The following is a 1,332-nucleotide window of genomic DNA, read 5'->3' as shown; positions in this document are numbered from 1 at the left end:
ATGATAAATGGGAAAGAACAGGCCTTGCAGCAGGTACTTACTACGTAGAAGCTACACATACGGCGGCTACACCTACTACTAGCTGTACTACTTCCCTATTCGAGTTTGAGATCGAAGATCAAACCGTTGATCCTATCATGGACATAGTTATCACTCCTCTTACTGGCGTAGATACTAGCTGTGATCCAGATGCTAATGAAGGAAATGGTTCCTTCGATTGGTCAATCACCAATGCTGCTGCTGCGGGTAATGGCTCGTTCAGCTTCCAATGGTATGCCGGTTCTGTGGGGGGTACTGGTGCACTCGCAGATGGAGCCTCTATTACTAACGCTTCGGGTACTGTTGATGGCATCATTGATGGAGTTGAAACAGTGATCTATGGATCTACTTTCAGTGGTATCGATGGTAATGCCGATGGGAATGGATTCTATACCCTTAGAATCACCAACCTGGCTAACCCTAGTGCAACTTGTTTCACTGATGTAACTGTGGAGATGACCGAACAGGTGCCGGACATTACGGTAACTCCTTTAGCTGTAAACGCTGCAGCTTTCGTGAATACGCCTAATACGAACTGTAGTGCACTCTTCAATGGCGCTTTCCTAGTCAATGATGTAACACTCAATGGAACAGCTGCGGGTAATACCGCAGGATATACCTTCGAGTACTTCAAAACTGGTGGAGCTGCCCATGGTGGCACACATGTACCTGGTGCGGCTTCCATTACTGGACTTGAAGATGGTGATTACTATGTAGTCATTACCAATGGAGACCAATGTACTAGTGGTCAGCATAACTTTACTATCGATGACAACTCGGTAGATCCTATTGTAATTGAACTGGCTAACACTTCAGACTCTAACTGTAGCTCGCCTGGAGCCAATACTGGTAATGGTAGCTTATCGGTGCAACTACAAAGTGGTGCAGCAGTGACTGACTACTCTTACGTTTGGTACAGAGGTACTGATACCTCTGATGGAGACTACTTAATCACTACTGTAGCAAGTACTAATGCGCAACAAGGATCAGCTGTGCAAGATGGTGGTACAGGAAACTCAATCTCTGCCTTGGCTCCTGGACAATACACTGTCATCGTAACTGATACTCAAATCGATGGCACCAATGACAACTGTCCCTCGACTACTACTTTCACGATCAACAATGAACCACAAATTCATGAAATCACCAATGTAACAGAAGTGCACATTACTGACTGTGCAACTACTGGGTCTGCATCTATCGAAGATATCGATATTGGACTGGATGATCAGGCAGATTATGATTACACTTGGTACTTAAGTGATGCGGTAACTCCTATTGCACAAGGAACTG

At 45.1% G+C, this 1,332-nt stretch carries 1 protein-coding gene; it reads left to right on the top strand.

The features are described 5' to 3' along the window. A partial coding sequence (locus ACRBG0_RS28045; RefSeq protein ID WP_431490140.1) for a hypothetical protein occupies window positions 1–1,332 on the top strand: 1,332 nt, incomplete at both ends.

Source organism: Lewinella sp. (genome assembly GCF_050633125.1).
GTDB lineage: Bacteria > Bacteroidota > Bacteroidia > Chitinophagales > Saprospiraceae > Lewinella.
The sequence above is the reverse complement of the archived record's forward strand: the minus strand, read 5'-3'. Positions and strand labels throughout refer to the sequence as shown.